The organism is Saliniramus fredricksonii, assembly GCF_900094735.1.
GTDB classification, from domain to species: Bacteria; Pseudomonadota; Alphaproteobacteria; order Rhizobiales; family Beijerinckiaceae; genus Saliniramus; species Saliniramus fredricksonii.
Window position 1 is genome coordinate 978455 of sequence record NZ_FMBM01000001.1, and the last position, 15136, is coordinate 993590.

9 protein-coding genes and 5 pseudogenes are annotated in these 15136 nt (G+C 59.3%); 5 read left to right on the top strand and 9 right to left on the bottom strand.

The features are described from left to right. Window positions 1-143: 143 nt before the first annotated feature. Window positions 144-279 (top strand): annotated as a pseudogene (locus GA0071312_RS04440) (transposase); the annotation flags it as partial. 185 nt (window positions 280-464) lie between these two features. On the opposite strand, the gene istB reads toward GA0071312_RS04440, so the two are convergent. The 6 genes and pseudogenes from istB to GA0071312_RS04465 form a co-directional block, all read right to left on the bottom strand. After that, window positions 465-1154 (bottom strand): IS21-like element helper ATPase IstB, encoded by a 690-nt coding sequence (gene istB, locus GA0071312_RS19865; protein WP_165603920.1) that lies wholly within the window; start codon window positions 1152-1154, stop codon window positions 465-467. 37 nt (window positions 1155-1191) lie between these two features. After that, window positions 1192-2430: pseudogene (gene istA / locus GA0071312_RS04445) on the bottom strand (IS21 family transposase); the annotation flags it as partial. Between the two features lie 67 nt (window positions 2431-2497). Next, a pseudogene (locus tag GA0071312_RS04450) lies at window positions 2498-2965 on the bottom strand (transposase); the annotation flags it as partial. 270 nt (window positions 2966-3235) lie between these two features. Next, window positions 3236-4261 (bottom strand): IS110 family RNA-guided transposase, encoded by a 1026-nt coding sequence (locus GA0071312_RS04455; protein WP_074443356.1) that lies wholly within the window; start codon window positions 4259-4261, stop codon window positions 3236-3238. Between the two features lie 85 nt (window positions 4262-4346). Next, window positions 4347-5147 (bottom strand): annotated as a pseudogene (locus GA0071312_RS04460) (IS256 family transposase); the annotation flags it as partial. Between the two features lie 436 nt (window positions 5148-5583). After that, window positions 5584-7245: a methyl-accepting chemotaxis protein gene (locus GA0071312_RS04465; RefSeq protein WP_083204302.1), complete on the bottom strand. Its 1662-nt coding sequence runs from the start codon at window positions 7243-7245 to the stop codon at window positions 5584-5586. A gap of 255 nt (window positions 7246-7500) precedes the next feature. Between GA0071312_RS04465 and GA0071312_RS19870 the strand changes: the two genes are divergently transcribed. Further along, entirely contained in the window at window positions 7501-7641 is a 141-nt protein-coding gene (locus GA0071312_RS19870; RefSeq protein ID WP_165603950.1) for a hypothetical protein, read from the top strand. A gap of 7 nt (window positions 7642-7648) precedes the next feature. Here the strand turns inward: GA0071312_RS19870 and GA0071312_RS04470 are convergent, their stop codons facing one another. The 3 genes from GA0071312_RS04470 to GA0071312_RS04480 form a co-directional block, all read right to left on the bottom strand. After that, window positions 7649-7951 (bottom strand): hypothetical protein, encoded by a 303-nt coding sequence (locus GA0071312_RS04470; RefSeq protein ID WP_074443761.1) that lies wholly within the window; start codon window positions 7949-7951, stop codon window positions 7649-7651. Between the two features lie 24 nt (window positions 7952-7975). Further along, entirely contained in the window at window positions 7976-10186 is a 2211-nt protein-coding gene (locus GA0071312_RS04475) for a sensor domain-containing protein (protein ID WP_083204303.1), read from the bottom strand. Between the two features lie 114 nt (window positions 10187-10300). Further along, window positions 10301-11467, bottom strand: coding sequence for a methyl-accepting chemotaxis protein (locus tag GA0071312_RS04480; protein ID WP_238947096.1), 1167 nt, complete (start codon window positions 11465-11467; stop codon window positions 10301-10303). A gap of 454 nt (window positions 11468-11921) precedes the next feature. Between GA0071312_RS04480 and GA0071312_RS04485 the strand changes: the two genes are divergently transcribed. The 3 genes and pseudogenes from GA0071312_RS04485 (at window position 11922) to GA0071312_RS04495 (ending at window position 15095) form a co-directional block, all read left to right on the top strand. Continuing rightward, on the top strand, window positions 11922-12737 hold the full coding sequence (locus GA0071312_RS04485) for a Crp/Fnr family transcriptional regulator (RefSeq protein WP_083204304.1): 816 nt from the start codon (window positions 11922-11924) through the stop codon (window positions 12735-12737). 851 nt (window positions 12738-13588) lie between these two features. Then, window positions 13589-13786 (top strand): annotated as a pseudogene (locus GA0071312_RS04490) (transposase); the annotation flags it as partial. 103 nt (window positions 13787-13889) lie between these two features. Then, complete coding sequence (locus GA0071312_RS04495; protein WP_074444054.1) at window positions 13890-15095, top strand: IS256 family transposase; 1206 nt, start codon at window positions 13890-13892, stop codon at window positions 15093-15095. Window positions 15096-15136: the final 41 nt, after the last annotated feature.

Consider the following 15136-nt stretch of genomic DNA (forward strand, 5'->3'; position numbering starts at 1 on the left):
GGTTCCTTCTTCGCGAAGTATTTTGATGAGTTCGCGAAGGCTTTCGATGCCGAACGGTGAGAAGGCCAGGACGGCTTTGAGGTGGCCCCCGGATTTCGGACCGGGAGATAAGCTGGTATCGATCTGACGAGAGTACGATATCGATGGCGAACACGAGGAAGCGGTATGCGGCGGATTTCAAGGCGAAGGTGGCTCTTGAAGCGTTGAAGGGGGAGCTGACGCTGGCGCAGCTGGCGGCCAGGCACGGGGGTGCATCAGACGATGATCTCGACTTGGCGGCCTCCCGGCTCGCCTCCGCAGCCTCGGCCTTGCCGGAAAACACCTGCGCGTTTCGGATTTCCCGGACAGTGAATCCGCTAAATCCCGGACAGCTGTTTCGCTAATGTCGGGACAGTTTGGCGGTGATGGTCCTCGTGTGCCTGGTTGCGTCGATAGGTGATTGATCCCGGTATTCGTGCTGACGGTCAAGAGGGGGCGTTTTTCTGCTTCCTCTTGCTCTCGCCCTTGAGCTCGATTCGATGTGCGTTGTGGACGAGCCTGTTGAGGATCGCATCGGCGACCGTGGGGTCGGCGATCAGATCGTGCCATTTGGCCACAGGTGTCTGAGCGGTGACGATAGTGGATTTGCGCCGATAGCGTTCCTCGACGATTTCGAACAGGTGGAAGCGCTGTTGATCGGTCAGCGCATGCGTTGCGAAGTCATCAAGGATGAGAAGCTGCACCCGGGTAAGCTTGTCGAGCAGCCGCGGAAAGCGGCCATCGAGACGGGCGAGCGCGAGATCCTCGAACAGCCGCGGAGCGCGAACGTAAAGGACGGTATGATCGAGCCGGGCGGCCTGGCGTCCGATTGCGCAGGCCAGCCATGACTTTCCGGTGCCGGTGTGGCCCGTCACGATCAGGTTCTCGTGAGCCTTGAGCCACTCGCCCTGGGCGAGTGCCATCATGTTGCGTCGATCGAGCCCGCGGGGCGTGGTGAAGTCGATATCTTCCACGCAGGCTTCGGGGAAGCGCAGCTTGGCGGCGGCGAGCCGGTTCCTGACCCGCTTATCGGCACGCATGGCGGCTTCGCGGTCGAGCATCAGACCGAGCCATTCGTCACGGCCCAATTCGGTGGCGTTGTCCTGATCGGCCAGTTCGCGCCATGCGGCGGCCATCCATGCCGTTCAGCCCGAGGGCCTGCATCTGGTTGAGTGTGGGGTTGGCATAGCGTTGATGGGCCTTGGGCATGTGGGCGTTTACGGTGACGTGGCCCGAACGCTGAGAGCGGCGAACGTGGCTGGCGACACGCTGGTGATCATGAAAGATCTCGACGACCCGGTGGGTGAGCCGCACGTTCACGTGTCGTCCGATCAGCCGGTGCGGCACGGAACAAAACGTCTTGTCGGCCTCGATATGATAGTCGGGATGAACCTTGGCGGTCTTCCACTCGGCATATTCGAACGGCGTCGCCGGCAGCGGACCAAGCGCAGCCTGCTCGATCTCCTCGAAAAGCGCGCGACGGCTCTTGCCGATATGGCGCATCGGGCGATTGTTCAACTCGTCCAGCAGTTCGGCAATGGCGGCGTTGAGTTGCGCCAGTGAGAAGAATGTCCGGTTCCTGAGCCGGGCCAGAATCCAGCGCTCGACGATCAACACCGCACCCTCAACCTTACCCTTATCCCGGGGCTTGCGGGGGCGGGTCGGCAGGATTGTGGTGTCGTAATGCTCGGCCATGGCGGAGAAGGTCGCGTTCAGTGTCGGCTCGAACCACAGCGGCTTGACGACACCGGCCTTCAGATTGTCGCAGACGATGGTCTCGGTAACGCCGCCGAAGAACGCGAGCGCTCGCACCTGACTTTCGATCCAGTTAGGCAGCTTCTGGCTGAGGCTGGCGCGGGCGAACGTGAAATTGGAGGCGCCCAACACCGCGACAAAGATCTGGCCCTGATCAATGACCCCGGTAGCGGGGTCGACGATCGGCACGGTCTGGCCGGCATAGTCGGCCTGCATCACCGCGCCCGCGCGATGGCGGTTGCGGAAGGTCGCGCTCACCCGGCGTTCGAAACCGGCGTAGCGCTCGCAGAACCAGGTGTAACCGTAGCCGTCGGGATGGGCAGCACGGTATTCCTGCCACAGCAATGCCAGGGTCACCCCCTTGCGCTTCAGTTCGCGGGAGATCAGCGCAAAATCCGGTTCGCTGCGATCGCGTGGCGGTCGACCGGTGCGTCCGAACAGAAGCCGCTTGAGCGCGGCATCATCGTCATGCTCGGGCGCCAGTGGCCACGTCAGACCCGCCTCGCGGGTGCGTAGCAGATAGGTCGAGACCGTCGTCTTGCTGATCTTCAGACGTTCCGAAATCTCGCGCACTGACAGACCCTGTTCATGGGTCAGGCGCAGGATCGTGCGTATGTCCCTCACTGTCGTTCGTCTCGCTTGCTTCCGTCTCGGCATGGCCCCCTCGCAACGTCGTCGTGAGGGGAAAACAGAGCTATGCGGGATTTTGGGTGATACGGCCTGATCAGGCGGCGCGGTTTTCGGTACCGTTTACGGCGACACCGTTGGTGAATCTGACACCTTCGATGACCATTGGCAACTGCTTCGCGCCCTTCAGGCGGCGCCATGTCTTTGCGGCGGCCTGAACGAGCTTGAAGACCATGAGCTTCGCGGTCTTCTGCGACAATGCTCCCTTGGTCCGCACGGTTCGATGCCTGACGGTGGCGAACACGCTCTCGATCGGATTGCCGGTGCGCAGGTGATCCCAGTGATCGGCGGGGAAACCGTAGAATGCCAGCAAGGCTTCGCGGTCTTTGGTGAGACAGGTCACGGCCTTCTCGTATTTGGCGCCGTATTTCTCGGCGAAGGTGTCGATGGCGGTTTCCGCCGCGGCGCGGGTTTCGGCCTGCCAGATCTCGCGCAGATCGGCCTTCACCGCCGGCTGCATGGATTTCGGGAACTTGTTCAGGACGTTAGCCGTCTTGTGAACCCATGTATGGATGCCCCCGTTCGTGCAAGAGGTTTCTGCTCGGCTCAAGCGCGTGATCGGGTGCGGTCATGTATCAGGCCTTGAGATGCGGCTCTGAACGGACCGCGGGCCAGTATGGAGATACGCGGATCGAGTGCACATCAACAGCGCGAGCTCGAGGCTCTTTGGGTTCAAATGCTTTTCTCGATCCCGATCTGACCGATCGTTTGCCCTTACCTTGCTGTCGACTTCCTCACACGCCCAACGGCCCGGCTGCCTCGGCTGATGTCGTCATCAGACCGCGGCGACCGGACCCCTGAAGTTCTCTCCCCGCGTCGACATCGCCCAGATCCCGCGCGCCATCTTATTGGCCAGCGCGATGGCGACGACCATGCGTGGCTTGCGGGCCAGCATGCGTGCGAGCCAACTGCCTTCCGGCGCGCCCTTCCTGACGGCCCAGCGGACCACCGACATCGCGCCGATGATCAGGAGACGCCGTATGTCGCGCTGCCCCATCTTGGACGTTCGTCCGAGGATCTGCTTCCCACCGGTCGATCGCTGGACAGGGACGAGCCCCGTCCAGGCTGCGAAGTCGCGTCCACGCCTGAACGTCTCCATCGGCGGGGCGAAGGTCTGGACCGCCATCGCAGTCAGCGGGCCCACGCCAGGCATGGTCATCAGTCGTGCGGTGTCTTCTTCCCGCGCCGCTTCGCGCTTCAGCACCTTGTCGAGATCCGCGATCCTGCCGGAGAGCAGTTCGATCTGCTCGAGATAGAGGCGCCCCAGCTCGATCACGAGCGTCTCGAGACGCGAGCCGGCTGCCTCCAGCGCGTCCGCCAGCACCTTGACATGAGCCGGCCCCTGCGGCGCTATGAGGCCGTGCTCGGCGAGGTGGCCCCGCAGTGCGTTGATGAGCTGCGTGCGCTGCTTGACGAGGAGGTCCCGCGTCCGGAAAGCCATCGCCTTCGCCTGCTGCGCCTCGGATTTGACCGCGACGAAGCGCATGGTCGGGCGACCCGCCGCCTCGGCTATCGCCTCTGCGTCGGCCGCGTCGTTCTTCTGCCGCTTGACGAACGGCTTGACGTAGATCGGCGGGATCAGGCGGACCTCGTGACCGAGCTCGCCGATCGCGCGGCCCCACTCGTGGGCCGTCGCACACGCTTCCATAGCAACGATGCAGCGCGGCTGCTTGGCAAAGAAGCCGAGAACCTGCGAGCGACCCAGCTTCTTGCGGAAGCCGACGCTACCGTCCGCTCGCGCGCCGTGCGCCTGGAAGACCCGCTTTGCGAGGTCAAGGCCGATGATGCTAATGTTGTCCATGGATGCTTCCTCCTCTCGTGAATGACCTGCAGATCACCACGTTGGCACATTGCGATGCCGTTGGGAGGGGGCATCCAATCCATCAACAGCGCTGATGATGCGTTCCCGGGAAGACCTCGTCGAGGGCCTTCCAGAACCCCATGCCGCCATCGCCCACGGCGATCTCGGGCGGCACCTTGAGGCCGCGGGCCTTGATGTCGACCAACAGTTCGCGCCAGCTCTGCGCGCTCTCGCGCATGCCGACCTGGAAGCCGACGAGCTCCTTCTTCCCCTCCGGCGTGGCGCCGAGAATGACCAGTATGCACTCGGCCTGCGGTTCCATGCGGGCCTGCAGATAGACACCGTCGGCCCAGATATAGACATACCGCCGGGCCGAGAGATCACGGCCCTGCCAGCGATCGTATTCCTGCTGCCAATCGCCCGTCAGACGGGAGATGACACCAGGCGACAGGTTCGGTGCATCTACCCCGAGCAACGCTGACAGCGCTTCCTGGAAATCGCCGGTGGAGATCCCGCGCAGATAGAGCACCGGCAGCAGGGCATCGAGGCTTTTCGACCGCCGGGCCCATTTCGGCAGGATGCTTGAGGTGAAGCGGACCTTCTTCTCCGCGGGCATATCGGTGGCCCGGTCGCGGACTTTCGGGCGGCGCACGTCGAGCGGACCGATGCCGGTCTGAATGCTGCGCTGTGGCCCATAACCATGCCGGACGATCCGTTGCCGGCCATCCGGCAAAGCCTCCTCGGCATATTGCTCCACAAAGGTATCGGCTTCGGCCCGAAGTGCCGCCGCAAGCATCCTGCGGGCGCCGTCACGGGCAATTTCTGTCAGAGGATCCGCAACAGATCCGGGCTGGTACAGCGGGGTAATCGTGATATCATCTTTCATAGGCGTATCGTTCCTTTTGGAAGTTCTGGCAGGCTTCAGCACCCGCCACGATACGCCACCTCCTCAAACTGCGTCACCCAGATTCGCGTATAGCTCCACCTCCCGCATGGCGCGATTGAAATGCGTGTCGGTTTAACGGTTGGCTTCAAACGACCGGTCGTGAATCTCGCTCTCAGTGGGAATGCGGCATCGGCGGGCTGTGCCAAAACGGACTTCTTGCCATACAAGCCGCGGAAATGAGCCGAGGTCGTGCTGCATCTTCGACAGGGCCTCCAGGAACTCGATGCCCGCCTTCTGAATTCAAGCATAGTCGTGACGAGTATCGTCATAAGAGAGCAATCCAGATGGCGGGCAACAGGACACCTCGAGACTGATTCTTGATTCGATCGTTGTGTCGGCATTGCAGATCAAGGTAGCGCAGTAAATACGCGTCACCTCACCCGGCTCGCACACGTTCCAGGAACTGCGAGACTTCGGTTTCCAGCGTGCCGGCGTTTTCGGAGAGTTCGTTAGCGGAAGTCAGAAGCTGTTCGGAGGCTGATGCCGTATGGCTTGATGCTTCGCGGACCTGGCTGATGTTGCTGGTCGATTCCTGTGTCCCGCGTGCAGCTTCAGCAACGTTGCGTGAGATTTCGCTGGTTGCGGCTTGCTGCTCTTCGACAGCCGCAGCAACCGAATTGGCAAGAGCGCTCATCTCCTCGATCTGATGCGCGATCGCACCGATGGCCGTGACGGATTTCTGCGAGATACCTTGCATTCCGGTGATCTGGGAAGAGATTTCCTCGGTTGCTTTCGCCGTCTGATCCGCGAGCCCCTTTACCTCGGCTGCGACCACGGCAAAACCCTTGCCGGCCTCGCCGGCCCGAGCGGCCTCGATGGTGGCGTTGAGCGCCAGCAGGTTGGTCTGTTCCGCAATTGCGCTGATCATGGCGATCACCTCACCGATTTTCTGGGCGGAGGTGGAAAGTTCGGTGACGAGTTCGTTGGTCTCGCGGGCCTGCTCGACGGCACTGGCGGATTTCGTTGCGGTTTGGGCAACCTGACTGCCGATCTCCTGCGCAGAGGCGGCGAGTTGCTCGGTCGCTGTGGCAACGGCCTGGACATTCGCCGCAGTCTGCTCTGCGGTGGAGGCGACAGAAGCAGATTGCATGTTGGTCTCTTCCGCCGTTGAGGACAACGAGCGGGCCGTAGCTTCGAGCTCTGCGGACGACGCGGAGAGCTGCCGTACAAGGCCACCGACGGTCGATTCGAACTCATCGGCCATTTTCACCAGGGCTGCACGCTGCTGCGCCTCGACTTCGGCTTCACGGGCCTTGGCCTGCTCCTCCATCTCCTTGTTGCGACGGAGCGCATCGCGGAAAACGGCGAGTGCTTTGGCCATGGCACCCACCTCGTCTCTGCGATCAAGAGCGGGTATTTCCGTTGCGAGATCACCATCCGAGACCTTCGTCATGGCCGAGGTCAATCCGGTCACCGGGTTCACGATCGATCTGGCAAGGAAAAAGGCGATCAGGGCACCAAGTACGAGACCGATCGCGGTCGTCCACATGGCAATCAGCTCGGCGGTTTGAAGAGTCGCGTTGATAACCGGGCCGACCTCATCACGGCGGACATAGAAGCCTTGTGCCGTTTCGGTAATCTGGGCAGTGATCTGTATACCCAGTGTTTCCAGTTGTTCGATGGCGGCTTCGCCGGAGGCATTCTCGCTTGCCAGACGATCAAGCAGCACCTGGTAATCCGTCAACGCCGCATTCAGACCATCCAATGCCGAACCAAGTTCCGGATTGATGACGGATTCTCGCGCTTGCGCATATTGGTCAAAAGCCCCCGCAAGCATTGCTTGAGCACGCTGTAGGTCATCTTCATCACCGTCGCGCATGAAGACGGTGGCGCTGGTGCGTGCTGAGTAAAAGTCACCCCGCATATCGAGTGTTGCGCCGGTGAGATCGGACACCTCGCGATACTCACCGAAGAGGGTTTCCGCCTTGAAGAGCGACAACGTCGCGTAACCGGAGACCCCTGCGAAAAGCATCAGCACGAGTCCGAATGCCCAACTTATGCGAGCTTTGATCGAGAGATTTTTCATGAGAGTAGCCATGTCAGCCCCTTTGCGTGTTCTTCGAACCGTCAATGCTCCACCAAATTGCGATTAGTCTGAAGCCCATAAATGAATAAAATTATAATTATGCTTGTTTTGTTATTTGCATATAAGCCGAGCGTGTATGCGCGACCGCAAGCTCATCCGATTGTCCCGGCTGCCCCGCCAAGCTGCCGCCTTCTCGGGAATCTCCCGTATATGAATATTGACGCCAAGTGCGTATGTTCATCGGGCAGCATATGACTGAGGCTTGCCATGGATACGCTTAGGAGCCCAGCAGGAAATGGCTTTTCCCTGCGCGAGGCTGTTGTGAGTGGCGGCATCATCGATGCCTGCTGTGGCTTGCTTGTCCTTGCCGCAGTGACATCATCACTGCTCGTTATCGCCGGTCTTTGATGGCCCCCTATGCCACTCCGGCATCCCTTGCGATAACCTGGAGCATATTGCGCATTTGAGTGAGCCCGACGATGATGTTTGCACGCGCATCTGCACCGGCTTCTGTGTCGGGCGTGGTGCTCTTGAGTAAAACACGCGCGTGCTGGCAGAATTCCCGCTCCCGCGTAAATGTCTGACGCCCTGAGGTCCTGCTCTCAATTCTTGCAAGATGATGGTCACTGTCTACCAGGGCCTTTTCGAGGCGGGCGTCGATCTGCTGGATGGGCCGTAACGAAACCTCCTTGCGACGCGCAGCGATTTTCGGATGCATGGCGTGCTCCTTCTTGAAGCATTTTCAAACGAGATATTCGGATTTGGTGGTGGTCGAGAGGTATCCGGCGAGGCCCGAAGGCGGAACAGGTCTGGACACAAGGTATCCCTGTGCCAGATCACAGCCCATTTCACGCAGCATGGCGTATTGCTCGGATGTCTCGACACCCTCCGCGACAACCTCGATGTGCAGGGTGCGTGCAAGGTTGATCATGGCCTCGGTGACTGCCGCATCATCGCTTCCGGGCGTCATATGCATGATGAACGATCGGTCGATCTTGAGGACATCCACGGGAAACCGCTTGAGATGCGTGAGGGATGCGTATCCTGTGCCAAAATCATCAAGGGCGATCAGGACGCCCTGCTCATGCAGATCCTCAAGATTGGCAGTGATGATCTCCAGAGCGCGGTCGAGCAGGGTTGTCTCAGTGATTTCAACGCAGAGATCTTCTGGAGAAAGCCCGAAGTCGCCGGAAAGTTGTATCAGTCGTCGGCTGAATTCCGAATCGCGCAACTGTGCCGTCGTGACATTGATGGCGAGCCTGCCGGCCTTGAATCCAAGGGCCTGCATCTGAGCATGGGCACGACAGGCCCGGGAAATAACCGCGTCGCCGAGTTGAAGACCGAGATGGTGTCCCTCGGCAATGGCGACGATCTCCTGCGGGGGGATCGCCTCGCCCTCGCACTTCCAGCGCAAGAGGGCTTCAAAGCCTTCGTGCTGCATGGTGCTGATACGCACCTGTGGCTGAAGAACAATGTCGATTTCGTCTGCGAGCAGGGCGACCGCGAGGTTATCAGCAAGCTTGCGGTTACGTTCGATCTTCTGCCGCATGTCGCAGGCGAACAGACGAACCGTCCCACGGCGAGAATTCTTTGCCTCGTAAAGAGCGATATCGGCATGTTTGAGAATATCCTTGGCCCCATGATCGCGATCGGGGAACAGGGCAAGGCCGACACTGCAACGCGGCGCGATCGCGCGCCCGGCAATCTTCATGGGACGATCAAGGGTCGCGAGCAGATCCTCACACCAGGTCAAGGCTTCCTGATCGCCAGTGACCTTGGGCCACAAAAGCGCAAATTCATCGCCGCCGACACGGGCAAGGGTTGCGCTCTTGTCGATCATTGCCGACACGCGCTCGGCAAGTGTCCTGATGACACTGTCGCCGATATCGTGACCGTGGATATCGTTGATGACTTTCAGATTGTCGAGATCAAGGAAAGCGAGAGCACCGTATTCCCCATCACGACGCCGTGCCACAAGCGTGCTGTTGAGACGCCGCAGCAAAACCTTGCGATTGACGAGGCCCGTCAAGGCATCCGTTTCGGCCTGCAGACGCAACCGCTCCTCGGCAGCCTTCAGGTCAGAGATATCGGTTCGCACACCGACGATGTATCCTGAAGGCGTCTTTTTCTCGCGAACCTGGATCCAGCCGCCTTCAGACCTCTTGCGTTGCACGGGTGCCCCTGGATTGAGATGATCCCTGAGCGCTCTCTGGACGAACGCTTCTTGTGAGACCGGGCTGTTTCCTGCCTGCAGAAACTCGCCGCATGCGACACCTTCCCGCAGCAGTTCTTCAAAGGTGATACCTTGGGTCACTTTGGGTGCAACAAGTGGATAGGTTTCGAGGAAACCCTCATTCCACAGAATCAGGCGATCATCGGAATCAAAAGCGGCCACCCCATCAGGGATGGCCGACATGACATCGCAAACGAGGCTTTCAACCTTTTGACGGGCCTCGACCTCGGCTTCCCGTGCGGCTTCTGCCAGCTTGCGTTGCGTGATGTCGGTGCGGATGGCAACATAGCCTTCGATCTGACCATTGCCGGCGACGACAGGCGCGATGGTTGTATCGACCCAATAGAGACGACCATCTTTTGCCCTGTTGCAGATTTCCCCTCGCCAGACCTCGTTCGAGGCAATGGTCCGCCACATCGTCTGGAAGAATGCCCGTTCATGGGAACCGGAATTCAAGATGGCATGCGTCTTTCCCAGGAGTTCATCACGGCTATAGCCGCTGATCCGGCAAAAGGGCTCGTTGACAGCCGTGATGATGCCGCGGCGGTCGGTCACAGCAACGATCGCGTGCGTGTCGAGGGCATTCTTGTAAGCTGTCAGCTCGGTCGCGAGCTGTCGGTAAGCAGGATGCTCTGCGATCTCCACATCCTCGGCCACCCCATGACCTGATAATGCGATTGTTCCTGCGCTCATGAATTCCGGGCACTTGATGTATCGCATGATCGTCTGCCTTGTTTATCTCGTCGTTGGCCCTGAGGCTTCGTTGCACCTGCTTTTGCCGAGGCCAGCTGGTGCATGATTGATCGTGGGTGCGGTCCATTGCGCCCGCTATTGTCAGATCTTGCGCACCTGTTCGATGAAATCCGCGACCGCCCGGGCGACGCGCTCGCATTCCGCATCGACCGTCGAGGCACTTGTTGTCATGCTCTTTCCCGACTCCGCCGAACGCCGCGCTGCCTGCGCGACGTCACCCATCGCCTGGCTCACCGACGCGCTGCCGGTGGCTGCTTCGGTGACCGAGCGCGAGATCTCGCTCGTCGTCGCCGCCTGCTCCTCGACCGCAGCCGAGATCGCCACCGAAGTCTCGTCGATCGTGTCGATCGTCGTGGAAATGCGTCCGATGGCGGCGACGGTGGATTGGGTCGATTCCTGGATGGCGGCGATCTGCTCGGAAATCTCTTCGGTCGCCTTGGCCGTCTGTGAGGCGAGGTTCTTCACCTCCTGGGCGACGACGGCGAAGCCCTTGCCGGCCTCTCCGGCCCGGGCCGCCTCGATCGTGGCGTTGAGGGCGAGCAGGTTGGTCTGGCCGGCGATGTTCTGGATCAGCGAGACGATCTGGCCGATCTTCTGGGAGGCATCCGCGAGAGCCTGCACGCTCTGCGAGGTTTCCCGCGCCTCCTGCACGGCATTCTTCGTGATCCCGCGTGACTGGTCCACCTGACGCGAGATCTCGCTGATGGAGCTGTCGAGTTCCTCGGCTGCGGCGGCGACGGCCTGGACATTGGCGCTGGTCTGCTCGGCGCCTGACGAGGCGGAGGTTGCCGTCTCGGTCGCTTCACGGGTCGAGCCGATGACACTATCGGCGGCGTCGCGCATGCTGCCATTGGCACGACGCACGCCCTGCATGGCTTCTTCCATGATGGCATCAAAGGCATCGATGGAATTCGACAATTCCGTGATCACCGACCAGGTCAGGGCGGCGGCGACGTAGCGGCCCTGAACGTCGAAGACGGGGGTGATGTTGAGATCCATCCGCTCCGGGCCGAGCTTGATCTTGGCCCGCCAGGGAAGGTTCTTCGGATCGGCCACGATCGCCCGCTGGTGCTCCGGACGCTTGTGAAAGATGTCAAAAGACGTTCCGACAATCTTTTCCGGGTCGAGGCCTTGGGGCAGATGCTCGCGGATGCGTTTCAGCGTCACGATGCTGGTTCGGTTGGCATAGGTGATGATGCCGCTTTGCGGATCAAGCGTCAGGATGTTGACCGGCAGATTCTCTGCCACCGTTTCCAGTGGCGGCCGGATCACTCCCGGCTGAGATGCAGTATGGCCTCGTGCGAGCTGCCCTGACGCCGCCAGGCTGCCGTCAGCAGGTTGCGCAGCAGTGCCACGCTTGAACAGAATCCCCATTTTCCCTTCCCCCATTTCGAATCAGGGTGCATCGATCGAGAGCGCCTGATACCTGCCTGAGCATATTCACGAATATTCTTAGGTATATTATTATGCATACAAACTAATAAAATAATAATTTTTTGACCGATATAACGAACTTGTATTCGTCGGGTTACGCTCGTAATCAGCGAAAGATGCGACATAAAGACACATAACCGTTCAAATATTCGTTTGTTTTGAGTTGACCCTATGATTTATTTATGATTTCTCATAAACAAAAATATAAAAATATACTTTGATATGCTTGACATGCTTAACCACGTCACATATTTGTGAACCTACAAAGATGGGCTTGCAACGCCGCAAAAGGCAGCTCAAAAAGGCGGAAAGAGGGGAAGTTCCGCGTGTTTATCGAGAAAAGCAAGGAAATGACGAAGTGACATTCCCCAATAAGTTGCTCAGCCGATTGTCTTCAGAAGCGCAAACTTTTCTCGCCCCCTACGCAATTACGCAGTGTCTGCTCGGAGGAAACGAAGTCTATCCTCTTGGCGCACCGTTCACGCATGCCTGTTTTCCGGGAACTGCCATTCTGTCATTGATGACGGATCTTGATCATGACGGCGCCAACGCCGAAAAGGTATCGATCGGGCGTGAAGGTTTCCTGGGCCTGGCTCTTATTCTTGGTGGCGAGCGTGCTCTCAGCCGCTCGGTCGTTCGCGTTTCAGGTTCCGCTACGCTCATCCCCATACCAGTTCTCAACGAGGCATCCGAACGTTTTGCCTGTCTGCGTGTAGCGACCCGCCGTTATGCACAGACGCTCGTGATCCAGCTGATGGAAACCGTTGCCGGTGCGCGCATTGAGAGTTCTGCTGTCCAGGTCGCGCATTGGCTGGCCCTGGCCTTTGATCGCATGGATGGTGCAGTGCTCGAACTCAAACAGGACGAGCTTGCAGAGAGCCTCGGCATCGGGCGCATCAGCACTTCGAATGCCCTTCAAGATTTACGCCAAAGACAGATTGTGGAGTACTCCCGCGGTCGGATCACCGCACTCGACCCGGAGGGATTACGCACAATCGCCGGCCCACGATACGCACGGATCAGACAGGCCTACGCCTGGCAGGATGAGATGGAGGAAGATGGGGCAATCGCGCTTGGATTGTAATCAACCAAAATTCGGATCATGCCGCGCAGCAGCAAGACCCTGCACTTCCTCGGTATTCAGAAATTATTCAAGATATTAGGGAAAAAACATGGGATGGATTTTATCCCTCCCGGGTTTGGGAAAGGTATCTCTCCAATACGTTTTTTGGTTTTGATGCAATTTATCCTGAATGTCACAAACTCTTGATTGACGAGAAGACGCATGAGCTGGATAATTTCATCTTCTTTGAGAAGATGAATGAAGAAATCTGTGACATTAAAATATGTCCAGCCAATACACTTGGCGTATGATCCCCATCCGAGGCTCCCGACTGCGGTCAGTCTGACAGAATGCGTTCGAATGCAAAAAAGGGTCGGCGTCAAACGGATAAATGCTTGTAAGCTCCCTGAGTCCGGCGGACTGCTGATCTCGAACTTGACCTCAAGGCAGTGACTGACCCCCGCAACAAGCGCCCCCCGAAACCATATAAGCCGACGCAAAGAACGCTCCCCGACTTCCCAGTCATCTATGGAAAAACGCTCGCCACACATGTGCGCCATATTCCTATATTCATAATTATGTATGTATAAAAATACTCTTTACTGCAAGCGCCATCCGCTGCAAGTCCTGACGTCCAGCAAAAACCGGGACTGCAAGCTCAGCGAACGAGCAAAGGTCATGTCCCCCGTGATGGTGTAGCTCGACGCTAGCGAAGCCGTCCGTTCGCGCGCTTTTGATTGCGCTGTAGCGGACGGTCGGCTTCGCGGGACGGGTGGTGATCGGTGATCTTCCGGTAGGATTGGGTTGGAGACTCAACCTGACCTGAAAGGACGACCGATGACCGATTCCATGATGAACTTTCGCACGCAGGGTTGCTCAGGGTCCTGGAGAAGACCCCTGACGCGGATATCCTGCGCGAGATGATCGGCTTTGCCGCCGAGCGCCTGATGGAGATGGAGGTTGGCGCTCATACCGGTGCCGGCTATGGCGAGAAGCGTACCGATCGCCTGGCGCAACGCAACGGCTATCGTGATCGCGACTGGGAGACGCGGGTAGCGTCCAAGGAGCTGGTGTAATTTCAGTGCCGTCAACGGTGTGATCCTGGGTGGCCATCGAGGTGTATGGTCGAGGTGGAGTTTGCTGACTTCAACCCCGGACCACATGGAGACCCCGATGACCAAGACGAACATGGACCTGTCCGAACTTCTGGCCAAGCACGATCAGGGAGACTTTCTGCGCAGCGTTGCCGAGGCCGTCCTGCAGCTGATCATGGAGGCGGATGTCGAAGGCCTGATCGGCGCTGGCAAGCACGAGCGCAGCGGCGAACGCACAACGTGGCGTAACGGGTATCGAGAGCGCGCTCTCGATACCCGTCTGGGCACGCTGAACCTGCGGGTTCCCAAGCTGCGTCAAGGCAGTTACTTCCCGGGCTTTCTCGAAGCGCGCAAGACCTCGGAACAGGCGCTGGTGGCCGTCATCCAGGAGGCGTGGATCAGTGGTGTCTCGACCCGTCGCGTCGATGAGCTGGTGCAGGCCATGGGGCTGAGCGGCATTTCGAAGAGCACGGTGTCGAAGCTGTGCAAGGACATCGACGAACGTGTCGGCGAGTTCCTGAACCGCCCGCTCACCGGCGAATGGCCCTATCTCTGGCTCGACGCCACCTATCTGAAGGTGCGCCAGGGCGGACGGATCGTACCAGTCGCCGCAATAATCGCCGTGGCCGCCAACACCGAGGGACGCCGTGAGATCATCGGCCTCGGTATCGGCCCGTCCGAGGCCGAGACATTCTGGACCGAGTTCCTTCGATCCCTGCGCGTTCGCGGCCTGGGGGGCGTCAGACTGGTCATCAGCGACGCGCATACAGGCCTCAAAGCCGCCATCGCCCGGGTCTTCGAAGCAACCTGGCAACGCTGTCGCGTCCACTGGATGCGCAACGCCCTGGCCCATGTCTCGCGTGGTCAGCATACTGTCGTCGCCGCTGCCATCCGACAGGCCTTCGATCAACCCGACCGCACCCATGCCGGCGAAACCTGGCGCAAGGTCGCAGAGCAACTGCGCCCGCGCTGGCCAAAACTGGCCGATCTCATGGATGCCAGCGAGCACGACGTGCTGGCCTACATGTCATTCCCGCGCCAGCATCGCACCAAACTGCACAGCACGAACCCAATTGAACGTCTGAACAAGGAGGTCAAGCGACGCGCCGACGTCGTCGGGATCTTCCCCAATGAAGCATCCATCATGCGTTTGATCGGCGCCGTGCTCTTCGAGCAGAATGACGAATGGCAGACATCAAGCCGCTACATGATGGTCGAGGCATTCGCACAGATCGACAAGGAGGAGATCGATCCCATCCTCAGCATAACCACAAAAGCCGCCTGATCATGACCTCAGGCCATCCAGAAAATTACACCAGCTTGACG

Excerpts from the sequence above, each read along its gene's own strand:
- istB (WP_165603920.1), bottom strand. The coding sequence starts at position 1,154 with ATGGCCGCCGCATGGCGCGAACTGGCCGATCAGGACAACGCCACCGAA.
- GA0071312_RS04455 (WP_074443356.1), bottom strand. The coding sequence starts at position 4,261 with ATGGACAACATTAGCATCATCGGCCTTGACCTCGCAAAGCGGGTCTTC.
- GA0071312_RS04465 (WP_083204302.1), bottom strand. The coding sequence starts at position 7,245 with ATGGCTACTCTCATGAAAAATCTCTCGATCAAAGCTCGCATAAGTTGG.
- GA0071312_RS19870 (WP_165603950.1), top strand. The coding sequence starts at position 7,501 with ATGGATACGCTTAGGAGCCCAGCAGGAAATGGCTTTTCCCTGCGCGAG.
- GA0071312_RS04470 (WP_074443761.1), bottom strand. The coding sequence starts at position 7,951 with ATGCATCCGAAAATCGCTGCGCGTCGCAAGGAGGTTTCGTTACGGCCC.
- GA0071312_RS04475 (WP_083204303.1), bottom strand. The coding sequence starts at position 10,186 with ATGCGATACATCAAGTGCCCGGAATTCATGAGCGCAGGAACAATCGCA.
- GA0071312_RS04485 (WP_083204304.1), top strand. The coding sequence starts at position 11,922 with ATGGGCTTGCAACGCCGCAAAAGGCAGCTCAAAAAGGCGGAAAGAGGG.
- GA0071312_RS04495 (WP_074444054.1), top strand. The coding sequence starts at position 13,890 with ATGACCAAGACGAACATGGACCTGTCCGAACTTCTGGCCAAGCACGAT.